At 72.0% G+C, this 15886-nt stretch carries 17 protein-coding genes; 11 read left to right on the top strand and 6 right to left on the bottom strand.

The genetic code is table 11. The features are described from left to right. Positions 1 to 930 (top strand): branched-chain amino acid transaminase, encoded by a 930-nt coding sequence (locus EXE48_RS03570; RefSeq protein WP_053772430.1) that lies wholly within the window; start codon positions 1 to 3, stop codon positions 928 to 930. A 51-nt stretch (positions 931 to 981) separates the two neighbouring features. Here the strand turns inward: EXE48_RS03570 and EXE48_RS03565 are convergent, their stop codons facing one another. Continuing rightward, complete coding sequence (locus tag EXE48_RS03565) at positions 982 to 1695, bottom strand: DUF502 domain-containing protein (RefSeq protein WP_053772429.1); 714 nt, start codon at positions 1693 to 1695, stop codon at positions 982 to 984. Between the two features lie 81 nt (positions 1696 to 1776). Beyond that, complete coding sequence (locus EXE48_RS03560; RefSeq protein ID WP_137704550.1) at positions 1777 to 2616, bottom strand: proline dehydrogenase family protein; 840 nt, start codon at positions 2614 to 2616, stop codon at positions 1777 to 1779. Positions 2617 to 2720: 104 nt separating this feature from the next. Here EXE48_RS03560 and EXE48_RS03555 point away from each other — a divergent pair, with 104 nt between their 5' ends. From EXE48_RS03555 to EXE48_RS03540, 5 genes are all read left to right on the top strand, one after another. After that, positions 2721 to 3263 carry a CDP-2,3-bis-(O-geranylgeranyl)-sn-glycerol synthase gene (locus EXE48_RS03555; protein WP_053772427.1) on the top strand — a complete coding sequence of 181 codons (543 nt, stop codon included), beginning with the start codon at positions 2721 to 2723 and terminating at the stop codon, positions 3261 to 3263. A gap of 170 nt (positions 3264 to 3433) precedes the next feature. Continuing rightward, positions 3434 to 3616 carry an HVO_0416 family zinc finger protein gene (locus EXE48_RS03550; protein ID WP_053772426.1) on the top strand — a complete coding sequence of 61 codons (183 nt, stop codon included), beginning with the start codon at positions 3434 to 3436 and terminating at the stop codon, positions 3614 to 3616. An 86-nt stretch (positions 3617 to 3702) separates the two neighbouring features. Continuing rightward, a complete protein-coding gene (locus tag EXE48_RS18675) occupies positions 3703 to 3861 on the top strand; it encodes a DUF7563 family protein (RefSeq protein ID WP_167551915.1) in 159 nt (52 codons plus the stop codon). A 106-nt stretch (positions 3862 to 3967) separates the two neighbouring features. After that, positions 3968 to 5812, top strand: a complete 1845-nt coding sequence (locus tag EXE48_RS03545; RefSeq protein WP_053772425.1) for a UvrD-helicase domain-containing protein — start codon at positions 3968 to 3970, stop codon at positions 5810 to 5812. Beyond that, positions 5809 to 7194, top strand: a complete 1386-nt coding sequence (locus EXE48_RS03540; protein ID WP_137704549.1) for a M24 family metallopeptidase — start codon at positions 5809 to 5811, stop codon at positions 7192 to 7194. Before EXE48_RS03545 ends, EXE48_RS03540 begins: the two co-directional genes overlap by 4 nt. Positions 7195 to 7205: 11 nt before the next feature. Here EXE48_RS03540 and EXE48_RS03535 read toward each other — a convergent pair whose 3' ends face one another. Beyond that, positions 7206 to 7526 (bottom strand): DUF7533 family protein, encoded by a 321-nt coding sequence (locus EXE48_RS03535; RefSeq protein ID WP_053772423.1) that lies wholly within the window; start codon positions 7524 to 7526, stop codon positions 7206 to 7208. Between the two features lie 159 nt (positions 7527 to 7685). Between EXE48_RS03535 and EXE48_RS03530 the strand changes: the two genes are divergently transcribed. Then, positions 7686 to 8318 carry a riboflavin synthase gene (locus tag EXE48_RS03530; RefSeq protein WP_053772422.1) on the top strand — a complete coding sequence of 211 codons (633 nt, stop codon included), beginning with the start codon at positions 7686 to 7688 and terminating at the stop codon, positions 8316 to 8318. A 28-nt stretch (positions 8319 to 8346) separates the two neighbouring features. Here EXE48_RS03530 and EXE48_RS03525 read toward each other — a convergent pair whose 3' ends face one another. Together EXE48_RS03525 and EXE48_RS03520 are read right to left on the bottom strand one after the other, a co-directional pair. Further along, positions 8347 to 9045: a phosphoglycerol geranylgeranyltransferase gene (locus EXE48_RS03525; protein ID WP_053772421.1), complete on the bottom strand. Its 699-nt coding sequence runs from the start codon at positions 9043 to 9045 to the stop codon at positions 8347 to 8349. 69 nt (positions 9046 to 9114) lie between these two features. Next, positions 9115 to 10194 (bottom strand): tubulin/FtsZ family protein, encoded by a 1080-nt coding sequence (locus EXE48_RS03520; RefSeq protein WP_137704548.1) that lies wholly within the window; start codon positions 10192 to 10194, stop codon positions 9115 to 9117. A gap of 74 nt (positions 10195 to 10268) precedes the next feature. On the opposite strand from EXE48_RS03520, the gene EXE48_RS03515 reads away from it, so the two are divergent. Continuing rightward, positions 10269 to 10871, top strand: a complete 603-nt coding sequence (locus tag EXE48_RS03515) for a DUF7310 family coiled-coil domain-containing protein (RefSeq protein ID WP_137704547.1) — start codon at positions 10269 to 10271, stop codon at positions 10869 to 10871. 7 nt (positions 10872 to 10878) lie between these two features. Continuing rightward, positions 10879 to 11340, top strand: a complete 462-nt coding sequence (locus tag EXE48_RS03510) for a DUF7311 family protein (RefSeq protein WP_053772418.1) — start codon at positions 10879 to 10881, stop codon at positions 11338 to 11340. A gap of 44 nt (positions 11341 to 11384) precedes the next feature. On the opposite strand, the gene EXE48_RS03505 is transcribed toward EXE48_RS03510, so the two are convergent. Further along, a complete protein-coding gene (locus EXE48_RS03505; protein WP_137710746.1) occupies positions 11385 to 12017 on the bottom strand; it encodes an IS6 family transposase in 633 nt (210 codons plus the stop codon). Positions 12018 to 12110: 93 nt separating this feature from the next. On the opposite strand from EXE48_RS03505, the gene EXE48_RS03500 reads away from it, so the two are divergent. Then, complete coding sequence (locus EXE48_RS03500; RefSeq protein WP_053772417.1) at positions 12111 to 14051, top strand: ATPase, T2SS/T4P/T4SS family; 1941 nt, start codon at positions 12111 to 12113, stop codon at positions 14049 to 14051. Next, positions 14048 to 15874, top strand: coding sequence for a type II secretion system protein (locus EXE48_RS03495; protein WP_137705158.1), 1827 nt, complete (start codon positions 14048 to 14050; stop codon positions 15872 to 15874). The genes EXE48_RS03500 and EXE48_RS03495 overlap by 4 nt, the downstream gene beginning before the upstream one ends. Positions 15875 to 15886: the final 12 nt, after the last annotated feature.

Genomic DNA, 15886 nt, shown 5'->3' with positions numbered 1-15886 from the left:
ATGGGATTCGATGAGATGGACGTCGACACGATCTGGAAGAACGGGGAGTTCCTCGACTGGGAGGACGCGACGACCCACGTTCTGACGCACGCGCTCCACTACGGGAGCGGCGTGTTCGAGGGCGTCCGCTGTTACGACACCGAGCGGGGGCCGGCCATCTTCCGGTGGGACGAACACCTCGACCGGCTGTTCGACTCCGCGAAGATGTACGACATGGACATCGAGCACTCCCGCGAGGAGATAACCGAGGCGACCCTCGAACTGCTCGACCGACAGGACCTGGAGTCCTGTTACATCCGGCCGATCGCCTACTACGGCTACGACTCGCTCGGCGTCTCGCCGAAGGACTGCCCGACCGACCTCGTCCTCGCGGCGTGGCCGTGGGGCGCCTACCTCGGCGAGGAGGCGCTCGAGGACGGCGTCGACGTGATGGTCTCCTCGTGGCGGAAACACGCGTCCTCGCAGGTGCCGACGAACGTGAAGACGACCGGCCTCTACGTCAACTCCATGCTGGCGGGCGAGGAGGCGCGCCGGAACGGCTACGTCGAGGCCATCGTACTCAACAAGGAGGGCAACGTCGCGGAAGGGCCCGGCGAGAACGTCTTCATGGTGAACGACGGCGAAATATACACCACCGGGCCCGCCCAGTCCATCCTCGAAGGGATCACCCGCGACACCGTGATCGCCCTCGCCGAGGAGCGCGGCTACGAGGTCCACGACGAGGCCGTCATCTCGCGGGGGCAGCTGTACACCGCCGACGAGCTGTTCTTCACGGGATCCGCCGCGGAGGTCACCCCGATCCGCTCGGTCGACGACACGGAGATCGGCGCGGGCACCCGCGGCCCGGTGACCGAGGAGCTCCAGAGCGCCTTCTTCGACCTGGTCGAGCGCCGGACGGACGACCACGACGAGTGGTTCACGTACCTGTAAGCCGCGCGACCCCGTCTCGGTAGACCGGTCACTCACCGGAACGCGGACCGTCTACTCGCCGGAACCACCGCCGTCGGCCGCCGACCCCTCACCGTCGCTCGGGGTGCCGTCGGTCCGGACGTGACCGTAGCCGCCGGGAGCGCCCGCCCCGTCCCCCTCCTCGGGGGGCTCCTCGTGGACGGGAACCTGATGGGCCGACTCCGCGAACCCGGCCGAGAGGACGCGCGTCATCCCCTCCTCGACCGTCTCGCCGGTCTCCTCGATCCGCTCCGGCTCGACCTCGATGACGAAGCCGGTGGTGATGTTCGGCGCGGTCGGCATGAACAAGACGATCTTGCCGTCGCGGGTCTTCTTGCCCGTCCGGAAGGCCGTCATCCGGATCCCCGGCCACGTCTCGATGTACACCGGGCTCTGGAGCTCGTCCGTGCCGGAGATCGCCGTCTCGATCGCGAGCTTCGAGGCGTTGTACACCACCCGCAGCGCAGGGATCCGGTTTATCGCGTCGTCCACCGCCGACTCCGCCAGCCGCCCGAGCGTGGTCCGCATGAAGTAGCCGACCGCGAGGACGACGGTCGCGAACACCGCGAACGCGATCACCACGCGGGAGACGGGCTCGAGCGGCGCCGGGATGACCGCGGGCTGGAGCCCCTCGATCAGCGGGATCGACGCGATGTACTGGTAGATCCAGCGGAGGACCAAGAGGAGGACGAGGAGCGGCGCCAGCACGATGAGCCCGCTGGCGAAGTCGCGTTTCCACGTGGACATCTATCGGATCGGTATGTGTCGGCAATCCTTAAGAGGGCTTCCACGCGGCGGCGGCCTCGGGCCGGTCGGCGGTCGCCTCGCCTATCTCCCCAGCACCGCCCGCGCCGCGAACGTCAGGTTCTCCTTGCGCTCGCGGACGCGGCGGTAGAAGTACGAGAGCCACTTGCCGCCGTACGGGGCGTACTGGTACACGTCGATTCCCTGTGCGACGAGGTCCCGCTGCGCGTCCTCGCGGACCCCCATCAGCATCTGGACCTCGTAGTCGGCGCCGCCCTCGCGCGCGAGCCGGTCGGCGAGCGAGATCATCTCGGGGTCGTGGCTCCCGACCGCGATCCCGCGGTCGCGGCGCTCGAAGAGGAACCGGAGGTCGTCGCGGTACGCCTCGTCGACGCGCGCCTTGTCGGTGTACGCGATCGACGACGGCTCGTCGTAGGCCCCCTTCACGAGCCGGATCTTGCCGGGGACGTCGACGAGGCGGTCGAGGTCGTCCGCGGTCCGCTTGAGGTTCGACTGGATACACTGGCCGACACTCCACGGGTAGTCGGCCGCGATGGACTCGAAGGCGTCGAGGGTGGCGTCGGTGGTGTCGGCGTCCTCCATGTCGCACCAGACGAACGCGCCGAGCTCGTCGGCGCGGGCGACGATCTCGCGGTAGCGCTCCTCGAACAGGTCCGCCGACACGTCCATGCCGATCTGGGAGGGCTTCACCGAGACGCAGGCGTCGAGGCCGCTGTCGGCGATGTCGTCGAGGAGCTGGAGGTAGGCGTCGGCGTCCGCGCGGGCGTCCGCGGGGTCGTCGTAGTGCTCGCCGAGCAGGTTCAGGATGACCGCGACGCCGTCCTCGTTCGCCGCCCGAGCGTGGTCGAGGGCGGACGGGACGCTCTCGCCGGCGACGAACCGACTGGCGATGGGGGGAATCATACGAACAGTTCCGGTCGGGGCGAACTTTACCTTTGTCGACCCGGCGGCGACGACCGCAAGCCCGATCCGGGGTTTATAAAACGCCGCGCGCCGGCGGTGAGGACATGATCGGTACGCTCGTTGCGACCGCGTTCTGGGCGATGCTCCCGGCGTACGTCCCGAACAACGCCGCGGTGCTGGCCGGCGGGGGCCGCCCCGTCGACGGCGGCCGCGAGTGGCGCGGCGCGCGGCTGCTCGGCGACGGGAAGACGTGGCGCGGGACCGCGGTGGGGACCCTCGTCGGCGTGCTGCTCGCGCTCGCGCTCAACCGCCTCGCCGACCCGGCGAGCGCCGCGCTCGGCGCCGATCTGCCGACGTTCGCGCTCCCGGCGGCGTTCGCGCTCGCGTTCGGCGCGATGTGCGGCGACATCGGCGCCTCCTTCCTCAAGCGACGGTCCGGGCGCGAGCGCGGCGCCGCGTTCCCCGGGCTCGACCAGTTGGACTTCGTCGTCGGCGCGCTGGTCCTCGCCTTCGCCGTCGACACCGACTGGGCGCTCGCGGTGTTCACGCCGCGCGTCCTCGCGGTCGTCCTCGTGATGACCCCCGTCCTCCACGTCGTCACGAACGTCGGGGCGTACGCGCTCGGCGTCAAGGACGAGCCGTGGTGAACGCGACGGGAATCTCCTCGCGCGGCGAAATCCCATCCCGCGACGACCGGCGCGCGCCGAAGTTCCGCAATTGCGCTTCTGTTCGGAAAAGTTGATCGAGCGGTCGCGTAATTCGCAGCGACGAGAACGGTAGAAAGATATATATGCTGGTGTGACATACAGTGTCACGCATGTCCAGTAGTGCACCCAGCTCGGACGACGACGTGTTCGACGAGTTCCTCTCGGATCACGGCCACGAGACAGAGATCGTAAGCTGGGAGCGATCCTATAACAAGCTCCAGTGTCCCGAGTGCGGTGCGCTCCACGAGGAAGGAACGGCGCGGTGTTCGGTCTGCGACTGGCGGCCGAACTGACTCCCGCGGCACCGCCGCGGTGCGGGGATTTTCTTTCCGTCACACTCCCCGGTAGTATTATGAGGAATTACTCGATAGTGACTACCATGCCGACCTGTCAGAACTGCGGTTCGTTCGTCACGACAGATTACGTTCGGGTGTTCACCCCGAACGAGGTCGATCGGCCCCGCGTCTGTCCGGCCTGCGAGGACCTGGTCCGCGACGGCGCCGACGTCCGCGAGGCCCGCGCGACGCGGAGCAGCTGACGGCCGACCGGCCGGCGAGGCGCCCGTCCGCCGCGGCCGGGCCGAAGCCCGGGGCGACGACCGCCGAGCCACGGCGTTTAAGGAGAGTCGGAATCTGGGTGTACCAATGACTGATACCACGGTGACGCGGCTGTTCGGGGGTCCCGGGAGCGGGAAGACGACCGCGCTCCTGGACCGCGTCGAGGCGATTCTCGACGAGGAGGGGGCCGACGTGCGCGACGTGCTCGTCGTCTCGTACACGCGCGCGGCGGCGGCGGAGATCCGCGAGCGGCTCGCCGAGCGGCTCGGCGTCTCCCCGCGCAGCCTCCAGGGGAACGTCAGCACGATGCACGCGAAGGCGTACGAGCTGCTGGACCTCTCGCGCGGCGACGTGGTCGGCGAGGACGACAAGGAGGCGTTCTGCGAGGAGTACGGCATCGAGTTCGAGGACCAGCACGGCGGCGCCGGCCGCCGGACCGCGCGGTCGACGACCATCGGCAACAAGATCATCGCCACCTCGCAGTGGCTCCAGCGCACCGAGCGCGACGTGGCCGACTGGTACGACGTGCCCTTCCAGTGGAACGTCGAGGAGGTCCGGCTCCCGCCCGAGGAGGACCCGAACGCCCAGCAGGGGAACAAGTACACGCCGACGTGGCCCTCCGACGACGACCGGATCGACATCCCCGAGACGATCCGGGCGTGGCGCGCGTACAAGGGCGACAACGACCTCGTCGGCTTCGCCGACATGCTCGAACGGGTCGCGCAGCGCTCGCTGGTCCCCAGCGTCGACTACCTGATCATCGACGAGTTCCAGGACATCACGACGCTCCAGTACAACGTCTTCGAGGAGTGGCGCCCGCACATGGAGACGGTGCTCATCGCCGGCGACGACGACCAGGTCGTCTACGCGTGGCAGGGAGCCGACCCCGACCTCCTCCTCGACACCGAGGTCGACGAGGATGTGGTCCTGCCGAACTCCTACCGGCTCCCCTCGGAGATTCTCAACGTCGTCAACGCCGAGATCCGCCACATCGACAAGCGGCAGGAGAAGGACCTCCACCCGCGCACGGAGGGCGGCACCGTCGAGGCGATCGAGTCGCCCTCGATGATCGAGCTCGTCCGGAACGTCCGGTACACCGTCGAAGACGACGAGGGCGACATCATGTGCCTGTTCCGGGCGCGCTACCAGATGTTCGACTTCATCGACGAGTTCATCGACCACGGCATCCCGTTCACGATGCTCACCGACGGGCGCATGTGGACCGATCGGGTCCGGGACTACGTGAGCGCCATCGAGAAGGCCGAGGCGGACGAGCCCGTCACCGGTCTGGAGGCGCGGCGGCTCGCGGACATGCTTCAGGAGTCGGCGTTCGGTACCCACGACCGCGAGGAGTTCTACGACTTCCTCGACGACCGCGAGGAGGCGGCCGACGCCGACGACGTCGCCGAGATCGAGGTCGCCGCCGACACGCTGAACGAGTACATCCCCTTCATGCCGGACACCGCGAGCGCGGACGACATGGTCCGGAAGGTGACGAGCTTCCAGCGCAAGTCGATGGGCGCGTACTTCGACGGCGACTACCGGGGCACCGACCCGACCCGCGTCCGCGTCGGCACCATCCACTCGGCGAAGGGTCGCGAGGCCGACCACGTGTTCGTCGCCACCGACCTCACGGAGAAGGTGGTCGAGCAGATGGCGGCCTCCATCGACGACCCGACCGACGTCGACGGCGTCGAGGAGTTCACGAAGTCGACGAGCCCCGTGCCGGTCCTCACCGACAACGAGCGCCGCGTCTTCTACGTCGGGATGTCCCGCGCCCGCGAGCGGCTTGTGATCATGGAGAGCCTCATCAGCGGCGCGCCGACGCTCCCGATCAGCGTCCTCCTCTTCAACGAGCTCCGCGACGAGCCGGCCCAGGAGCTCGTCGACGAGGTCCAGGCGGAGCTGGCAGTCCCCGAGCCCGAGCCGTGAGCGGGGACGACGCGGCGCCGGGAGACGGCGAGGGGGGACCCCGCCCGCTGCGGACCGACCTCCGGCCCGTCGTTGAGGCGGTCCGCGAGGCGGACGCGGCGGCGTTCGTCGCCGTCGGCGACCGCTCCGACGACGACCTCCGGTACCTGACGCGCTTTTCCGGCCCGGACCGTCCGTACGCGCTGGTCGTCGCGCCGGGCGGCGGGACGACGAGCGACGGCGGCGCCCGCGACCGCGCGGTCCTCTGTGCCCCCGCGCTGTTCTGCGAGCAGGCGGAGCGGGAGTTCGTCGCGGGCGCTCGCGCGCCGGGCGGGGTGGCCGCTGCCGACGCCGAGGAGCGGTTCCACGACGGGGTCGCTCGCGAGGTTCGGACCGAGGCCGTCGGCGGCCACGCCGGCGAGCGCGCGGCCGCGGTCGTGGAGGACCTCGTCGACGGCGCGGGCGCGGCGGCCGAGGGCGCCGACCCGACCGTCCTCGCGCCCGCCTCGATCCCGCACGACGCGGCGGTGTACCTGGAACGCGCGGGGGTCGACCTGGCCTCGACGGACGCGGTCGCGGACGCGCGGGCGCGAAAGACGCCGGCCGAAGTCGACCGACTACGGCGCGTCCAGCGCGCGGCGGTCGCCGGGATGGCCCGCGCCGAGGCGGTCCTCGCCGAGAGCGAAGTCGACGGCGGTGGGAGCGACAGCGACAGGGGCGGCGGCGAGGAGGCGGAGACGGACCGCCGTCCCCCGCTCCGCTGGAAGGGCGAGCCCCTCACGACGGAGCGGCTCCGTCGGGAGGTGAACGCGGTCCTCGCCGCGCGCGGCGTCCGCGACGCCGGCAACACGGTGATCGGCGCCGGCCCCTCCGCGGCCGACCTCCACTGCGTCGGCGACGACCCGATCCGGCCCGGCGAGACGGTGCTGCTCGACGTCTCGCCGCGGGGCCCGGACGGGTACTACGGCGACGTGACCCGGACGTTCGTCGTCGACGGCGACGGCGGCTGGGAGCGCCGCGCGTACGTCGCGGTCGAGGCCGCCCGCGCGGCCGCACTCGACGAGATCGAGCCCGGAGTTCCGGCGAAGACCGTCCACGGCGAGGCGGCCGCGGAGCTGGCCGCGTACGGCTTCGACCCGAACGCGGGCGAGGGCGAGGCTGGCTTCACCCACGGCACCGGCCACGGCGTCGGCGTGAGCCTCCACGAGGGGCCGTCGCTGTCCGGCGCGGGTGAGCTACGGCCGGGACACGCGGTGACCGTCGAGCCGGGCGTCTACGACCCCGACATCGGCGGGGTCAGGCTGGAGGACCTGATCGTCGTCACCGACGACGGGTACGAGATACTGGCCGAGTACCCGTTCGGTATCGTGCCGGAGGAGCGGTCGGACGCGGACGACGTCTGAAGGCCAGCGAGCTACCGCCCCGTCGCGTCGTCGCCGTCGACCGCGCCGGCGTCCGTCGACCCGGACTCGTCGTCGCCCGCTCGACCCGAAGCCGTCCCGTCGGGATCGCCGCGAAGTTGGCGCGGCAGCAGCCCGGACAAGAGCCTGCGGGCGATCCGCGCGGGGTCGAGGAAGTACTGCGGGAGGACGACCATCGCGGCGGCGACGACGAGCAGCCCGGCACCGAGCGCGGTCTCGCCGGCGGCCAGCCGGATGACGGCGTAGTTGGCGAGCGGCAGCGCGAAGACGAGCGAGGCCGCCAGCCCGATCATGTCCAGCAGTCCCAGTCGCATTGCGACCCCGTTGATCCCCGGGGGGCAAAAGGGACGCGGCGCGGCCTCGCGAGCGCCCTCGGCGTCCAGGTGCGCCGCGCGGTCGCGGAGCCGGTCCGGTCGCGCGGCGCGACCGCGCGGACCCAGAACCGATATCCGTCGGCCGTCCCCAGTTCCGGTATGTTCACCGGCATCGTCGAGGGCACCGGCGCGGTCCGGTCGCGGACCGAGACCGACGACGGACTGCGGCTGCGGATCGGCGTCGACGGGTTCGACGACCTCCATCACGGCCAGTCGATCAGCGTGAGCGGCGTCTGCCTGACCGTCGAGGAGTACGCGACCGGCGGCGCGGCCGAGGCAGGGGGCGACGAGCCCGACTGGTTCGAGGTGTTCCTCGCGAGCGAGACGGTCGCGAAGACGTACCTCGGCGACGTGCGCAAGGGCGACGCGGTCAACGTCGAGCGCGCGATGCCCGCGGACGGGCGGTTCGACGGGCACGTCGTCCAGGGCCACGTGGACACGGTCGCCGAGGTCCGGGGGATCGAGCGCGTCGGCGAGGACTGGCGGTTCACCTTCGCGATCCCCGAGGGGCACGGCGACTACCTCGTCGACAAGGGCTCCGTGACGCTCGACGGCATCTCGCTGACGGTCGCCGAGAAGCGCGGCGACGAGTTCGACGTCGCGATCATCCCGACGACGTACGACCTCACCACGCTCTCTGAGAAGTCGGTCGGCGACCCGGTCCACTTGGAGGTGGACGTGATCGCGAAGTACGTCGAGAACATGCTGGACGGGTACGCGGGAGCGGACTGAGCGGGAACTGACTGCGCTGTTGACCGTTTCAGGCGTCCTTCGCGCCCTTCACCGTCTCGCGGACGGCGTCGACGCCCTCGTCGTGGAGCAGGTCGCCGACGACGATCACGTCGCTGTGGGCGGCCATCTCGTTGGCCGACTCGTAGTCGTGGATGCCGCCGCCGTAGAAGAGGGTGGCGTCGTCCAAGGCGTCGTGGGCGGCCGCGACCTTCTCCGTGTCGCCGAAGGTGCCCGAGTACTCGACGTAGACGATCTCCTGGCCGAACATGCGCTCCGCGATCTTCGCGTACGCCTCCACGTCGTCCGCGGCGAGGTCGCAGTCGGCCTCCGTCAGCTGGGCGACAGACGCCTCGGGGTTCAGCACGATGTACGCCTCGGTGTGGGTCCGGCTCCAGTCGAGGTCGTCGATGCGCACCCACTCCTTGTGGGCGCCCGTGATCCAGAAGGGACCGCCCGCGTTGAACACGGTGGGGATCAGGTAGCCGTCGAGCGACGGGGAGTCGATCACCACGCCCGGGTTCGACGGCTCCTGGTACAGCGGCACGTCGTACTCGGCGGCGGCGTCGACGACGCGCGTCATCTTCTCCGCGGTGACGTCGAGGGTCCCGCCGATCTCGATCGCGTCCGTCCCGGTCCGACACACGTCCTCGAAGGTTTCGCCCGGGCGGAGGTCCTTGTCGGGGTCGACCTTCAGCACGTGGTCCCAGTCGTCCCACGGGTTAGTCATCGGGCGAAACTCCACCGGGCGTGACCAAAAAGGTGCGGAACCTGTCTCGCGGGGGAGAGAGCGCCGAGCCTACAGCAGATCGTCGATCTCGTCGTTCTCGAACGCGGCCGCCGGGTCGGGGCGCTCCTCGCGCTCGTCGCGGACCGCCTGCCTGGCGCGCTCCAAGAACGCCTCGACGCGCTGGGAGCGCTCGACGCCCGCGAGGAGGACCAAGGCGGCGATCCGGTCGGAGTCGAGCGGAAAGTCGCCGCCGCGGACCTGCATCGACCCCGTCTCCTCCTGAAGCCACTTCCGGGCCTTCTCCGCGCCCTTCCGCGAGATCCGGTCCGGGTCGCCGGCGACCGCGACGAGGGCGGCGTCGGCGTCGGTCGCGTTCGGCAGCGAGAGCCCCGTCATCACCGCGCTGCGGACCGCGCTGGTCACCGTGGTGACGTTCTCCTGCGGGTCCTCGGCCGCGGGCGCCGACGCGAAGCCGACCGCGGCCATCCCGCCCGCGCGGAGCGTGTTGATCACCTCGCTCGTGTCGACGACGGACTCGCCGACGCCCTCGACCGCCTCGCCGGCGGCGAGGATGAGGCCGATCCGCTTCGCCATCGAGGCGTTGATCGCCTCGTAGCCGCCCTCGACTGACTCGCCCGCGGAGCGCCACGCGTCGTTGTCGAGCAGGATCGTCGCGTCCGCCTCGCGGACCAGGGTCTTCAGCGACCGCCCGGCGTTCACCTGGTACATCGTCCCCTCGTCGCGGCCGGGGAGGACGCCGATGGCGTAGACGGGCACGTCGTACACGCGGTTCAGTTCGCGGACGAGGACCGGCGCGCCGCCGGAGCCGGTGCCGCCGCCGAGACCGGCGACGACGAACACCGCCTCGGCCTCCGCGGTGACCTTCGGGGCGAGCGCGTCGAGCACCTCGACGGCGTCCTCGTCCATCACTTCGGCGCCCAGTTCGTTGTCGCCGCCGACGCCGTGACCGTTGACGCGCGACTGCCCGACGAGGACCGTTTCGAGCGGGAGGGGGTCGAGGTCGGCCGCGGCGGTGTTGACGGCGAGCGCGTCGAGGACCGCGCCGTAGCCGGCGTCGGCGTCGAACTCGGCGATGGCGGTCGCCAGCTTCCCGCCGGCCTGTCCGACACCGAGGAGGACTGCTTTCATGCGAGAACGTTCCACTTCCCGCGACAATACCCTTTCCCCGAGGTTTAAGAGTGGAGCCGCGGGCAACGGGCCGCATGACCGATCACGCACGCGGGACCGAGCCGCCGAGAGCGGAGACGGAGGCGGAGAGGGCGACGCCGACGGACGCGGACGGTCCGAGCGACCGGATCGAGTCCCGGCTCCGCGCCGTCGAGCGCGCGGTGACCGGAGGCGACGCGCGGCCAGTGGACGCCGCCGGGGAGGCGCGGGCGACGGCCGAGCGCGAGCGCCTCGAATCGCAGCTCGACGACCTGGAGGAGCGCGTCGCGGAGTTGGAGGCCGCGACGCAAGCCGTCCGCGGCTACGCGGGAGCGGTCAGGGCGGTCAACGACGAGGTCGAGCGGCGGGCCGACCTGGCGCTGGCGCGGGCGACCGAAGCGAGCCGAGGGGCCGACCGGGACGGCGACCGCGACGACGGGCTCGGCCGAGCGACCGACGCCGGCCCCGACGACGGGGCGGTCCCGTCGGAGAGCGCCCTCGACGCCGCCCTGCCGGACGACGGGCCGGCGTCCGGCCCCCGTACCGGCGGCGGCGGGAGCGTCGGGGGCGACAGGAGCGACGAGGGCGGCGGGGGCGCGAGCGACGACGGCGGCGCGTGGGCCACGGACGCGCTGGACCGGCTCCGGGAGTCGCTGTGAGCGCGCCGTGATCCGCGTGGTCCTCACCGTCCTCGTGGCGGTCGCGCTGCTGGCGGCGTCGATGCCCGCGGTCGAGACGGCGCGGACCGCGACGACGGCGGAGCGGCTCGGCGCCGAGACGGACCGGCTGGAGCGAGCGATCGGCGGCGTCGTCAGCGAGTCGGCCCCCGTGGGCGATCCGGCGATGGCGGCGGGGACGACGGTCCTCGTCCGCGTGCCGACGGGCTTCGCCGCGGCCGAGACGGACGGCGTCGCGCTCGTCGAGTCGGCGGAGGGGCCGGGCGGCGTCGCGCTCGCGTACCGGATCGACGGCGGACCGAGGCGCACGCTCCGCGTCGGAACTGGTCCCGCGGAGACGGCCGTCGACCTCGTCGGCGGCCCGGTCGAACTCCGACCGGGACCCAACCGGGTCCGGATCCGGTACGTCGACGACGGGGGACCGACGGTCCGGATCGGTCGCATCGGCTGAAGCGGGTCGGGAGCGGAGGGGAGGCGAGTGAGCGTCGTGTTAACTTAAGCATGATTCCACCAGACGGCGTGGGCTTGCAACCACGTTTCCGCGGTCGGTGGATCGACGTGGCTAAAACAGTTTGAAAACGAAGAGGTTCGTCGTTCTACTTCTCGAAAGACACGTTCGACAGAATTTCTGAAGCCGTGTTGTTCGACGCGGTAGCTGTAGTTTTCGCGGCGAAGCCCACCGATCAGATCGTCTGCGTCATCGACGAGAAACAGCGCGTCTTCGACATCGTGTTTCTCAGCTAATTCAGTGAGAAATTCTCGTGCGATCGGGATCGTATACGTCGGAAACAGCCGTGAGTGAAGGATTCTGTTCGTTTCGGGATCGACAGCAGCGTACAGCCAGTACTGCTCGTCGTTGATCCGGATCGCTTTCTGATCGACCGCAACACGATCCGGGCTCTCACCGCCAGCTGGCTGTAGATCGGCTTTCTGTACCCAATTGTGAACAGCGACACGACTTCGTCGGACACCCAATTCTTCAAGAAGAATAACTGTATTCGAAAGTGATAATCCAGCGAGATGGTGACGAATACCCTTTTCAATGATCTCGCGGGGTGTCCGCTCTCGCTCCACAAACTCCAAGTCGATCCACTCGGTACACTCGGTGAGGCGGGCGGTTTTCGGCATAGAGCACTGAATCCTCGTCCCGCCTCTTCCTTAACTTAACACCGCCGAGTGAGCGGGCGATCGTTTATATACCGAACCGCGGCCACGGCCGGCATGAACCTCGACCTCACCGAACGGCTCGCCGGCGGCGACGGCGAGACGCCGCTCGGACGGCTCCCGTGGGTCGACGACGGTCCCAATGCGTGTCGGTGCGAGCCGACGTTCCGCGAGCCCGCGGGGACGGGCGTCGGGGACCGGGTCGTGCTCGACGTCGACGCCGACGGCTGTCCGGGGCGCGGCGACCTCGCAGCGAGCCCGGACTGCCTCGCGACCGTCGTCTCGGCGCTCGCCGACCGCGACGCCGACGTGATCAGGACGCGACACCGCGGGCGAGAGCGCTCCTACGCGGACCGCGCCGCCGAGCTCCTCATCGCCGCGGGACGGTTCCGCGAGCGGATCGGGTTCCACGAGGAACGGCTCGCGGACCGTGTCGTCCGCGACCCGCTCGGCGCGGCGGCGGAGGCGGCCGGGCGTGCGGGGGCCGCGAAGCGCGTCGCGAGCGAGACGGGACTGCTGTCGGCCGCCGAGGAACTCGCTGGGGACGCAGACGAGAGTGGAAGCGACCGCGACCTGCGCGAGAGGCTCCGGGCGCACGTCGGCCCGACGGCCGCGACGGCGCGCGTCGCGGCCGCACCGCCGCCGGGCGCGACGCTGGTCGACCGCTGGACGGTCGCGACCGGCGCGACCGTCCGACTCTACGAGGGCGACGACTCCCTCAGGACGTACCACCTCACGCCGCCGAGCGCCGAGTTGGACGCCGAGGCCGTGGCGACGCTGGCCGACGCTCGGGACCGGCTGCTCGCCGACCCTCGCGGGGGCGACAGGGCGCCCGGGAGAGCGGTGCGGGCGGCCGCGGACGACGGCGATCCGGTCGCGGACCTGACCGAGGTGCTGCGGCGGCACACGCACGGCTACGGCGCGTTCGAGCACGTCTTCGCCGACGAACGCGTGAGCGACGCGACGGTGACGGCGCCGGTCGCGGAGAACCCCCTGCGCGTGGTCCTCGACGGCGAGCGGTGCCGGACGAACGTGCGGCTCCCCCCTGAGGGGGCCGCCACGCTGGCGTCCAGGCTCCGACGCGAGAGCGGGCGGGCGTTCTCGCGGGCGACGCCGACGCTCGACGCGACGATCGAGTCCGAGACCGGGCGCGTCAGGGTCGCCGCGGCCACGGCGCCGGCGAGCGACGGCCTCTCGTTCACTTTCCGGCGCGGTGACCCGGAAGCGTGGACGCTCGCCCGGTTGGCGTCCGTCGACACGCTCACGCCCGCGGCGGCCGGGCTGTTGTCGGTCGCCGTCGAGCGCGGCGTGGCCGGACTGATCGCCGGGGGGCGGGCGGCCGGGAAGACGACCGCGCTCGGAGCGCTGCTGTGGGAGCTGCCCGCCGAAACGCGGACGGTCGTCGTCGAGGACACGCCGGAACTGCCCGTCGACGCGCTCGCGGACGTCGGCCGGGACGCCCAGCGGCTCCGTGTCGGGGACGGCGCCGAACTCGCGCCGGCGGACGCCGTGCGGACCGCGCTCCGCATGGGCGGCGGCGCGCTGAGCGTGGGCGAGGTGCGCGGCGAGGAGGCGCGGGCACTGTACGAGGCGATGCGCGTCGGCGCCACCGGCGAGACCGTCCTCGGGACCATTCACGGCGAGGACCCGGCGGCCGTCGAGGAGCGCGTCGTCACCGACCTCGGCGTCCCCCGCTCGTCGTTCGCCGCGACCGACCTGGTCGCGGTGCTCGACTCCCATCGCGTCGAATCGATCGTCGAGGTCGTCGACCGCGGCGACGGCGTGAGCTTCGAGCCGCTCTTCGAGCGAACCCGGGACGGGCTCGTCGCGACCGGGCGGGTCGACCGCGGCGAGAGCCGACTGATCGAGGCCCTCGCGGGCGCGAACGAATCGTACGCGGCGGTGCGAGCGGCCGTCGATCGGCGGGCCGAGGGGATCCGGGAGGCGGTCCGGACCGGTCGGACCGCCCCGGCGCGGTACGCCGGAGGCGACCGATGACGGGAGTCCCCTCGCCGGGGTCCGACGGATCGGTCAGATCGAGCGACGACGGGGAGGGTGCCTCGGAGGAGCTACGTCGGGCGGTCGCGTTCCTCGGGTGGGACCGCTCCCCCGAACGGATCATCAGCCTCGGGTACCGGGTCGGGATCGTCGCGGGCGCGGTCGTCACGGCCGTCGCGGCGCTCGTCGCCGGCGCGGTCGCCGCCGCACCGGCGGGGCTGGCCGCCTTCGTCGGGGGGGTCCACGCGGTCCATCGGGCGCCGGTCTGGCTCGCCTCGCTCAGGCGGACGCGGGCGCTCGGCGCGGCGCCGGGGCTCGTCGGACGGCTCGTGTTGCGGATGCGCCTCGACCCCTCGACCGAGCGCGCGGTGCGGTTCGCCGGGCGGACCGGGGACGGGCCGCTGGCCGCGGCGCTCGCCCGCCACGAACGGGGGAGCGCGGACGGGCCGACGAGCGGCCTTCAGGCGTTCGCGCGCGAGTGGCGCCCGTGGTTCCCGGCGATCGACCGCGCCGCGGCGCTGGTCCGGACGGCGGCGACGGCGCCCCCCGAGCGCCGCGGACGGTGCCTCGACCGCGCGCTCGACGCGACGCTCTCCGGGACGACCGACCGGCTCGCGTCGTTCGTCGGCGCGGTTCGGGGCCCGGTCTCCGCGCTGTACGCCTTCGGCGTGCTGCTCCCGCTGGCGCTCATCGCGCTGCTTCCCGCGGGCGCCGCCGCCGGCGTCGCGATCGGTCCCGGGGTCGTCGCCGGCCTGTACCTCGTCGCGCTCCCGAGCGGGCTGGTGGCCGCCTCGGCGTGGCTGCTCTTCCGGCGCCCGGTCGCGTTCCCGCCGCCGCGGATCGACGGCGATCACCCCGAGGTGCCGGACCACAGCGGGTTGGCGCTCCTCGTCGGGCTCGCGCTCGGCGCCGCGGCCGCCGTCGTCGCCGCGCGGGCGGTGGCGCCGTGGGCCTGGCCGGTCGCGGGGGCCGGCTTCGGCGTTGGAGGCGCGCTGTTCGTCCTCGCGCGGCCCCGTCGGGCGGTGCTGTCGGACGTGCGCGACGTGGAGCGGGGGCTCCCCGACGCGATGACCGTGATCGGCGGCGATGTCGCCGAGGGGATCGCGGTCGAGACCGCGGTCGCGAACGCCGGCGAGCGGCTGGACGGCGCGACCGGCGAGGTGTTCGAGCGCGCCGGGCGACGCAGCGACACGCTGCGGGTCGGCGTCCGCGAGGCGTTCGTCGGGCGGGGCGGCCCGGCGGCCGCCGTCCCGTCGCCCAGGCTCCGGGGCGCCATCGCGCTGCTCGCCGTCGCCGCGCGGGAGGGTCGCCCCGCCGGCGACGTGCTGCTGGAGCTCGCGGACCAACTGGAGTCCCTGCGCGAACTCGAGCGCGACGCGCGCCGCCAGCTGGCGACCGTCACGGGGACGCTCTCGAACACGGCCGCCGTGTTCGCACCGCTCGTGGGCGGAGCGACCGTCGCGCTCGCGACCGGGATCGACGCGGTCGACGTCGGCGGCCTCGGCGCCGGGGCGGCTGCGGGCGCCGACGCGCTCGCCGGGGGGCTGAGCGCCGGCGGCAGCGCGAGCGTCGAAGCGGGGGGTTCCGCCGGCGGGAGCGGTCCGGTCGGGACGAGCCGCGGCGCGGGGAGCCTGTCGGTGCCCGTGCTCGGCCGGATCGTGGGGACGTACGTGCTGTTGCTCGCCGCGCTCCTCACCGGCCTGGCGACGGGGCTGGAGCGCGGGTTCGACCGGACGCTGGTCGCGTATCGGGTCGGGATCGCGCTGCCGACGGCCACCGCGACGTTCCACGTCGCGTTCGCCGGCGCCGGCCTGCTGTTCTGAGACCCGGCGGGG

It is taken from the genome of Halorubrum sp. ASP1 (genome assembly GCF_005435135.1).
Lineage (GTDB): Archaea > Halobacteriota > Halobacteria > Halobacteriales > Haloferacaceae > Halorubrum > Halorubrum tropicale.
This window is presented reverse-complemented; position numbering and strand designations above follow the sequence as displayed.